Origin of the sequence: Streptomyces blattellae (assembly GCF_009709555.1) — a bacterium.
GTDB classification, from domain to species: domain Bacteria; phylum Actinomycetota; class Actinomycetes; order Streptomycetales; family Streptomycetaceae; genus Streptomyces; species Streptomyces blattellae.
Window position 1 is genome coordinate 56309 of record NZ_WJBG01000100.1, and the last position, 8451, is coordinate 64759.

The window sequence follows — 8451 nt, forward strand, 5'->3', positions numbered from 1 at the left end:
GGTCACCTCGGTCGGCCTGCTTCTCTGCCGGGGCCGGGAAACCCGGGGCCCGGGGCCCGGAAGCCCGGAAGCCCGGAAGCCCGGGGGCCCGGGGGCCCGGAAGCCCGGGGGCCCGGGGGCCCGGGGGCCCGGAAGCCCGGGGGCCCGGGGGCCCGGAAGCCCGGGGGCCCGGGGGCCCGGAAGCCCGGAAGCCCGTCCTCCGGGAAGACGCAGTACTTGCCGCGCGACCGCGTTCACTTGAGGCGCATCTGCGTTCGCTTACCGCGCGTCTGCGTTCACGTACCGCGCGTCTGCGTTCACGTACCGCGCGTCTGCGTTCACGTACCGCGCGTCTGCGTTCATTTACCGCCCGTCTGCGTTCACGTACCGCCCGTCTGCGTTCACGTACCGCCCATCTGCGTTCACGTACCGCCCATCTGCGTTCACTTACCGCGCGACTGCGCGAATTCCCACGCGTCCGCGACGATCCCGGCGAGGTCCGCCCGGGAGGGGTTCCAGCCGAGCCGCTCGCGGGCGGTGTCGGCGGACGCGACCAGCACCGCCGGGTCGCCGCCGCGGCGCGGGGCCACGACCTCGGGGATCGGGTGCCCGGTGACCCGGCGGACGGTCTCGATGACCTCACGGACGGAGAAGCCGTTGCCGTTGCCGAGGTTGCAGATCAGGTGCTCGCCGGGGAGCGCGGCCCGCACCGCGAGCAGATGCGCCTCGGCCAGGTCGGCGACGTGGATGTAGTCGCGGACGCAGGTGCCGTCCGGTGTGGGGTAGTCGTCGCCGAAGACGGAGATCGCGTCGCGCTTGCCCTGAGCGACCTGGAGGACCAGCGGGATCAGATGCGACTCGGGGTCGTGGCGCTCACCGTACGCACCGTAGGCACCGGCGACGTTGAAGTAGCGCAGGGAGACCGCGGCCAGGCCGTGCGCCGCCGCCTCGCCGGTGATCATGTGGTCGACGGCGAGCTTCGAGGCGCCGTACGGCGAGGTCGGAGCGGTCGGGTCGGTCTCGGTGATCGGCGTGTTCACCGGCTCGCCGTACGTGGCCGCCGTGGAGGAGAAGACCAGCTTGCGGACGCCGGCCTCGCGCATCGCGCCCAGCAGCGCCATCGTGCCGCCGACGTTGTTGTCCCAGTACTTCTCGGGCTTCACGACCGACTCGCCGACCTGCGAGAACGCGGCGAAGTGCAGCACCGCGCCGAAGGAGGCGTCCAGCCACTTGGCGGCGTCGCGGATGTCGCCCTCGATGAAGGCGGCACCCGTGGGCACGCCCTCGCGGAAGCCGGTGGTGAGGTTGTCGAGGACGACGACCTCGTGGCCCGCCTCCAGCAGATGCTGGGCGACCACACTGCCGACGTATCCCGCGCCACCGGTCACCAGGTACTTGCCGCTCATGAACTCGCTACCTCTCGCAGTCGCTCGGCCGCGCGCTCCGGCGGCACGTCGTTGATGAACACGTTCATGCCGGACTCGGAACCCGCGAGGAACTTCAGCTTGCCGGACGTGCGGCGGATGGTGAAAAGCTCAAGGTGAAGGGCGAAATCGTCTCTCCCCACACCGTCGAACTCGTCCAGCGCGCCGAACGGGGCCTGATGCCAGGCCGCGATGTACGGCGTCGGAGGCTCCCCCGCCCCTTCTTTCCCTCCATCCCGCCCATCGAAGATCCGGTCGAAGCGCTTCAAGAGTTCCAGATAGAGCTGGGGGAATTCTGTGCGCGCCGCCTCGTCCAGGCCGAGCAGGTCGGGAACGCGGCGCTTGGGGTACAGGTGCACCTCGTACGGCCAGTGCGCGGCGTACGGCACGAAGGCGACCCAGTGTTCACCCTCCAGGACGACCCGCTCGCCGGCGAGTTCACGTTCCAGGACGGCGTCGAAGAGATTCTCACCTCCGGTCGCTTCCTTATGAGTTGCGAGAGAACGCAGCATCAGCGCGGTGCGCGGGGTGGTGAAGGGGTACGCGTAGATCTGGCCGTGCGGGTGGCCCAGGGTCACGCCGATCTCGGCGCCCCGGTTCTCGAAGCAGAACACCTGGTCGACGGAGGGCAGATGGGACAGCTCCGAGGTCCGGTCGGTCCAGGCGTCGAGCACCAGTGCGACCTGCTCATGCGTCAGATCGGCAAAGGACGCGTTGTGGTCGGAGGTGAAGCAGACGACCTCGCAGCGGCCGGAGTCGCCGGCGAGGGAGGGGAAACGGTTCTCGAAGACCACGACGTCGTACGACGAGTCCGGGATCTCGCTCAGCCGGTCACCCTCGGAGGGACACAGGGGGCACTCGTCAGCTGGCGGGTGGTAGGTGCGGCCCTGGCGGTGCGAGGCGATCGCGACGGAGTCGCCGAGCAGGGGGTCCCGCCGGATCTCGGACGCGGTGACGGTCCGCTCCAGCGGGCGGCGGTCCATGGCGTCCCGGACGGTGTCGTCGCCCAGGTCGTAGTAGATCAGCTCACGACCGTCGGCCAGCCGGGTCGAGGTCTTCTTCACTGCGGACTCCCCTGTCAGGGCCACTCAACCGATTTCAGGGCCACTGGGCCACTCAACCAACCAACATAACTCAACATATCGAAACACAACTCACCAGAACCGTCAACATCACCATCAAACAAAACGCACCACGCGAAGTGTTCAATTACTGAACGCAGAAGCGCAGTTTCCGCTCTGCATCAGTTCGCGCAACGAAGCGAGTGCTTATGCAAACCCCCACAACCCACACATATCTGGCCGCAGAGCTTCGACTCCCCACCAACTGGCCCGACTACACGATCCTCGGCATCTACTTCGTCGTCGTCCTGGGCATCGGCTTCGCCGCCCGCCGCTCGGTCAGGACGAGCCTCGACTTCTTCCTCTCAGGCCGCTCGTTGCCCGCCTGGATCACCGGTCTCGCGTTCATCTCGGCGAACCTGGCCGCCACCGAGATCCTCGGCATGGCCGCCAACAGCGCGCAGTACGGCGCGTACACCGTGCACTGGTACTGGATCGGCGCCATCCCGGCCATGGTCTTCCTCGGCCTGGTGATGATGCCCTTCTACTACGGGAGCAAAGTGCGCTCGGTGCCCGAGATGCTGCTGCTGCGCTTCGACAAGTGGGCGCATCTGCTCAGTTCGGCTCTGTTCGCCTTCGCCGCCGTTCTGATCGCCGGTGTGAACCTCTACGCCCTGGCGATCGTCGTCGAGGCGCTGCTCGGCTGGCCGCAGTGGGTGGCCATCGTGGTCGCGGGCGCGTTCGTGCTGGCGTACATCACCCTCGGCGGACTCTCCTCGGCGATCTACAACGAGGTACTCCAGTTCTTCGTGATCCTCGCGGCCCTCATCCCGATCGTCGTGCTGGGCCTGAAGAAGGCCGGCGGCTGGGACGGCCTGACCGATTCCCTCACCAAGGCCCACGGCGCCGACTTCACCACCGCGTGGGGCGGCACCGGCATCGGCAGCGACAACCCGCTGGGCGCGAACTGGCTGACCATCGTCCTGGGCCTCGGCTTCGTGCTGTCCTTCGGCTACTGGACGACCAACTTCGCCGAGGTCCAGCGAGCGCTGTCGGCGAAGAACCTCTCCGCCGCCCAGCGCACCCCGCTCATCGCCGCGTTCCCGAAGATCTTCATCGTGTTCCTGGTGATGATCCCGGGGCTGACGGCCGCGGCCCTGGTCCCCGGCTTCGGCACCGCCGACTCGGGCTACCAGTACAACGACGCCATCCCCTACCTGATGGAGCAGTTGCTGCCCAACGGCGTCCTCGGTGTCGCGGTGACCGGTCTGCTCGCGGCGTTCATGGCGGGCATGGCGGCCAACGTGTCGTCCTTCAATACGGTGTTCACCAACGACATCTGGGCGAGGTACGTGGTCAAGGGCCGGGAGGACGAGTACTACGTCAGGTTCGGCCGCCTGATCACGGTGATCGGCGTGTGCGCCTCGGTCGGCACGGCGTTCCTGGCGTCGTCGTTCTCGAACATCATGAGCTACCTCCAGACGCTGTTCTCCTTCTTCAACGTGCCGATGTTCGTCGTCTTCATCGTCGGCATGTTCTGGAAGCGGGCGTCCGCGGTGTCCGGCTTCTGGGGACTGCTCGCGGGCACGGTCGCCGCGATGGTCAACTACTTCTGGATCTACAAGCAGGACATCATCGACATCCCCTCCGACCAGGGCGCCAACTTCGTCTCCGCGATCGTGGGCTTCGTAGCCGGCGCGGTCGTCATGGTCGCCGTGTCGCTGTTCACCGAGCCGAAACCGGCCGAGGAACTCCAGGGTCTGGTCTACGGCACCGTCTCGCCCGGCATGTCCGAGCCGCCGGCCGCCGGCGACGACGCCTGGTACCGCAGGCCGGCCCTGCTGGGCTGGGGCGCGGTCGTACTGGCCGCTGCCTGCTACATCCCGTTCTCGTTCTGACCGCGGGAGGATTGAGAAACCATGTCTGAGCACTCCGGACACTCCGAGCACTCTGAGCACTCTGAGCACTCCGATCACTCCGGTTACTCCGAGAAGGACGTCCAGCGGGAAGTCAGCGAGTTGCAGGCGAAGTCCGCCACCGCGGCCCGCATCTTCGACCTGCGCCGCATCATCGGCGGCCTGTTCGTGATCTACGGCGTGATCGTCACGATCGCGGGCATCTCCCCGTCCGACGCCGACCTCGACAAGGCCGAGGGCGTCAACATCAACCTCTGGACCGGGCTGGGCATGCTGGCGCTGGGGCTGTTCTTCCTGGCCTGGCTGTGGCTGCGGCCGACGGCCCCGCCGACGCCGGAAGTCCTGCCGGACGAGCGCGCTGAGTGACGCTCGTCGGCCCGAGATGGAGCCGGCGAGTCACGCGGCGACCATGTCACACCAAACATACTTGCCTCTGTTGCCGTTCCTGGACAGCGGCTGCCAGCCCCACAGGTCGGAGCAGGCGCGGAGGAGGACCGTGCCACGACCGTTCTCGACATCAGCGAGGTCCTCCAACCTCCCCGGGGGCGCGGGCGGTTCGGGATCCGCGTCCCATACACCGATCCGCAGCACACCGTTCGTCCAGCGCACGCGCAGCGCGGCGGGGCCCTTGGTGTGCAGGACGGCGTTGGTGATCAGCTCCGAGGCGATCAGCTCGGCGGTGTCGACCAGGCCGATCAGGCCGTGCATGGTGAGGATCAGGCGGAGGGTGCGGCGGGAGACGGTGACGGCTCGGACGTCGTTCGGGATATAGAGCGTGTACTCCCAGGGTTCGGTTTCGGGCATGCGTGAACTCCAGTTGGGTGAGGGGGTCGGCTGGTCGCCGCTGGGGGGGCGCGGGCGGTGGCAGTGCCGCAGCCGTCGTGGCAGGACGGAGCGGTGCGCTTCCGGGGTCCCGGGGTTCCACAGCGTGTGCGTCGCATCACCGACAGTAGAGGAGAATTTTCTCCCGCCGCAAGCCGATCGCGTAATCTGACGCCTGAACGAGGCACGCTGGAAAGCGGGTTGAGAGACAGGAGTGTGCGCATGGCGCCGAGGAGCCAGCCCACCGCACGACAGGTGCGCCTGGGCACCGAGCTGCGCCGACTGCGCGAAGCCGCCGGCCTGAAGGCGCGCGAGATCGCGGGACTGTTGAACTCGACCTCGGCCCAGATAAGCCAGGTTGAAGCGGGACTCTCGGGCGTCAGCGAGGAGCGGGTGCGCCGTCTTGCCGCACACTATGCCTGCACTGACGCGGCGTTGGTGGAGGCATTGGTCGCCATGGCCACCGACCGCACACGCGGCTGGTGGGAGGAGTTCCGTGGAGTTCTCCCGCCCGTCTTCCTGGACGTGGCCGAGCTGGAACACCACGCGACATTCCTGCGCGAGGTGGTCATCACGCACATTCCTGGGCTGTTCCAGACCTCTGACTACGCCCGCGCGGTCTTTGGGTACATGGTCCCGGAGCTTCCACCCAGCGAGTTGGAACCACGGGTCGAGCACAGGATGAGACGCAGGGTGGCCATCGAGGGCGAGGCCGCCGCCGAGTACGAGACGATCGTCCACGAGTTCGCGCTGCGCCTGCTCGTGGCCGACCGCAAGGTGGCCCGCGCCCAACTCGCGGAGATCCTGCGGCAGATCGAGCGAGGCCATACCGTACGTGTCATCCCCCTCGACACGACGGGATTCGCGGGGGCAGGCAGCGAGATGATGTACGTGGGTGGACCACTGCCCCGCCTGGACACGGTTCTCCGAGACTTCCCCCACGGAACCGCGTTCCTTGATGCCGAGTCCCAGCTGGATCGCTTCCGAATGTTCTTTCGTAAGGTGGAGTCGGCCGCTCTCGGCCCCGTACCGTCACGGGATTTCATCCACCGCATCGCCAAGGAACTGTGAGGCAGGCCGCAGCATGACCGGGGTACTTCACTGGCAGAAGTCGTCCTTCTCCCAAGGAGGCGACGGAAACACCTGCGTCGAAGTCGCCGCCACCCCCACCGCCCTCCAACTCCGCGAAAGCGACACCCCCACCACTCATCTCACCACCACCCCCACCGCCCTCGCCCACCTCCTGACAGGCATACGCACCGGAGCCGTCAACACGCCCCCTGCCTGACCGCCGCGCTGAGTCGAGCTTCGCTTCCTGGATCTCGACCAGGACGGCCGGGAAGTCCGGCCCGCGTCGAAGTGGTCTGCGCTACGGTCGAGTGCCGTGGAGAACGCTGCGAAACTGGCCGTACTGATCGACGCCGACAACGCCAAGCCCGCGGCCCTGGAAGAGCTGCTGGCGGAGGTCGCCAAGTATGGGACCGCTCACGTCAAGCGTGCCTACGGCGACTGGACCGGAACACAGCTGAAGGGTTGGAAAGACCAGTTGCTCGCACAGTCGATCCAGCCGATCCAGCAGTTCGCCTACACCACCGGCAAGAACGCCACCGACTCCGCAATGGTCATCGACGCCATGGACCTTCTGTACTCGGGGCGCTTCGACGGGTTCTGTATCGTCTCCAGCGACAGCGACTTCACCCGCCTCGCGGCCCGCATCCGCGAGTCCGGCCTCACGGTGTACGGATTCGGCGAACGCAAGACGCCCAAGCCGTTCGTCGCGGCGTGCGACAAGTTCATCTATATCGAGAACCTCAAGAGCGCCACCGCCCCGGCTGAGGCAAAGCCGACCGTGCGGGCCACGGCGGCCAAGCTGAAGGGCGACACCACGCTGGTCAACCTGCTTCGCCATGCGGTGGAGGCGGCCTCCGACGACGACGGCTGGGCTCACCTCGCGAACGTCGGCCACATCATCACCAAGCAGCGCTCCGACTTCGACTCCCGCACCTACGGTTACACCAAGCTCAGTGACCTCCTGGCCGCCACCGCTCTGTTCGAGATGGACCGCCGCACCGTCGGCGGCGGAAAGGCGACCACCATCTTTGCGCGCGACAAACGCCACACCAGCAGCGGCCCCAAACAGGTAATACCGGAGGGCTGATACTCGACTGGGCGGTGGCCGCCGGGTCGCCCAGAGCCACCCCCACATGATCCGGCCTGCGAACTTCGAAGCCCCCACGTCTGAGCCCTCGCGGCGGACGGCAGCAGCCACCTGCACGCGGGGGGCGGAAATGACCGCCGGGGCGGCAACCACCGTCGTGTCCGCGACCTTGGAAGGGGTACCAACAGCTCCCCTTCGGCTGAGGACGAGCCGACGAACCCGCGGGGCCGCAGCCATACGTCGGGACGGTCAGGACTCCGGTCCCGTCCCCGGAGCCGAGTGCGGTGTCCGCGGTATCGGACCGGCCCGGTCCAGCAGCCCGGTCCGTGCCGCCAGGGCCGCCGCTTCCAGCCGCGACCCCACGCCCAGCTTCATCAGCACCCGCTGCACATGCGTACGGGCGGTCGACGGGGCGATGCCCATGCCCGCCGCGATCAGCCGGGTGTCCTCGCCGTCGGCGACCCGCACCAGGACCTCGACCTCCCGGGGCGTCAGCATCTGCAGCAGACGCTGGCCCTCGTCGTCCGGCTGGACCGCAGGGTTGAGGAGTTCACTGAAGGCGCCCTGCAGGAGCTGCGGCGCCACGGCCGCCTCGCCCGCCCTGGCCTTCATGATCGCTCGCTCCACGCCTTCGATGCGCTCGTCATGTCGTACGTAGCCCGAGGCGCCCGCGGCGAACGCGGCGGCGATACCGCGCGGTGACGGCACGGGCCCCAGGACCAGCACCGCGACCTGCGGGCGCTCCCGTTTGATCTTCAGCACCGGGTCGAACGTCCCGGGCTCGGCCGGTGCCGCCGTGCCGAGCAGGCACACCTCAGGTGCGCGCGTGATCACCAGTTCCGCCGCGCCCGCGGCCGGTGCCGCCGCGGCGAGAACGCGGTGGCCCCGCAGTTTCAGCGCCGAGGCCAGTGCCTCGGCCAGCAATCGGTGGTCGTCGACCACCATGAGCCGCACTCCCATCGAGCAACCCCCCAGTCCCCCCAATGGATGCCCCACTATGCATGCCCACTGGTCCGCGCCGCCAGAAGCCCCCACCCGGCTCCCCGCTCTTCATGCCCCGGAAGCTACACGCTTGCTCGACGCTGCGCTCC

The 8451-nt window shown here is 68.0% G+C and carries 9 protein-coding genes; 5 read left to right on the top strand and 4 right to left on the bottom strand.

Annotated features, from left to right (window positions below):
* Positions 1-422: 422 nt before the first annotated feature.
* Together galE and galT are read right to left on the bottom strand one after the other, a co-directional pair.
* Complete coding sequence (gene galE / locus GFH49_RS02230) at positions 423-1385, bottom strand: UDP-glucose 4-epimerase GalE (protein ID WP_155054021.1); 963 nt, start codon at positions 1383-1385, stop codon at positions 423-425.
* Positions 1382-2467, bottom strand: a complete 1086-nt coding sequence (gene galT, locus GFH49_RS02235; protein ID WP_155054022.1) for a galactose-1-phosphate uridylyltransferase — start codon at positions 2465-2467, stop codon at positions 1382-1384. Before galT ends, galE begins: the two co-directional genes overlap by 4 nt.
* Before the next feature lie 206 nt (positions 2468-2673).
* On the opposite strand from galT, the gene GFH49_RS02240 reads away from it, so the two are divergent.
* Entirely contained in the window at positions 2674-4362 is a 1689-nt protein-coding gene (locus tag GFH49_RS02240) for a sodium:solute symporter family protein (protein ID WP_155054023.1), read from the top strand.
* Positions 4363-4383: 21 nt separating this feature from the next.
* Positions 4384-4746, top strand: coding sequence for a hypothetical protein (locus GFH49_RS02245; protein ID WP_155054024.1), 363 nt, complete (start codon positions 4384-4386; stop codon positions 4744-4746).
* Positions 4747-4776: 30 nt separating this feature from the next.
* Here the strand turns inward: GFH49_RS02245 and GFH49_RS02250 are convergent, their stop codons facing one another.
* The gene (locus GFH49_RS02250; RefSeq protein ID WP_155054025.1) at positions 4777-5184 is read right to left on the bottom strand and encodes an ATP-binding protein; all 408 of its coding nucleotides are present in this window, start codon (positions 5182-5184) and stop codon (positions 4777-4779) included.
* Between the two features lie 240 nt (positions 5185-5424).
* Between GFH49_RS02250 and GFH49_RS02255 the strand changes: the two genes are divergently transcribed.
* From GFH49_RS02255 to GFH49_RS02265, 3 genes are all read left to right on the top strand, one after another.
* Positions 5425-6273 (top strand): helix-turn-helix domain-containing protein, encoded by an 849-nt coding sequence (locus tag GFH49_RS02255; protein WP_155054032.1) that lies wholly within the window; start codon positions 5425-5427, stop codon positions 6271-6273.
* Between the two features lie 13 nt (positions 6274-6286).
* Complete coding sequence (locus GFH49_RS02260) at positions 6287-6490, top strand: DUF397 domain-containing protein (RefSeq protein WP_155054026.1); 204 nt, start codon at positions 6287-6289, stop codon at positions 6488-6490.
* Positions 6491-6586: 96 nt separating this feature from the next.
* Entirely contained in the window at positions 6587-7360 is a 774-nt protein-coding gene (locus tag GFH49_RS02265; RefSeq protein ID WP_155054027.1) for an NYN domain-containing protein, read from the top strand.
* A 249-nt stretch (positions 7361-7609) separates the two neighbouring features.
* On the opposite strand, the gene GFH49_RS02270 is transcribed toward GFH49_RS02265, so the two are convergent.
* Positions 7610-8320 carry a helix-turn-helix transcriptional regulator gene (locus tag GFH49_RS02270; RefSeq protein WP_155054028.1) on the bottom strand — a complete coding sequence of 237 codons (711 nt, stop codon included), beginning with the start codon at positions 8318-8320 and terminating at the stop codon, positions 7610-7612.
* Positions 8321-8451 lie beyond the last annotated feature (131 nt).